The following is a 307-nucleotide window of genomic DNA, read 5'->3' on the forward strand; positions in this document are numbered from 1 at the left end:
ATTCGATTCCGGTCAAGCGCGCGGACATTGCCCCGGCAAGCTTCACGCAAGGATCGAGAAACGGGTGAAGATGCGGTACCTGCGGCGCGAGGAGACGTTTTCTCAGGCCTGAAATTGCGTTAAGACCCGCCGGCCTCCCAAGGCGATTCATAAAAATACTGATTGGAATGAAAATGACTGACGCGATCTCCGCATCGCCGACTCCTGCCTCGAACAGCACGCAAGTCAATTCCCCGGCTCGCGTCCTCATCGCCAGCCTTGTCGGCACCACCATCGAATTCTTCGACTTCTACGTCTATGCGACGGC

1 pseudogene is annotated in these 307 nt (G+C 56.7%); it reads left to right on the forward strand.

The window, feature by feature from the left end:
- Positions 1 to 167: 167 nt before the first annotated feature.
- Positions 168 to 307 (forward strand): annotated as a pseudogene (locus AF337_RS42735) (MFS transporter); the annotation flags it as partial.

It is taken from the genome of Rhizobium ecuadorense (assembly GCF_001187535.1).
In the GTDB taxonomy this organism is placed as follows: Bacteria; Pseudomonadota; Alphaproteobacteria; order Rhizobiales; family Rhizobiaceae; genus Rhizobium; species Rhizobium ecuadorense.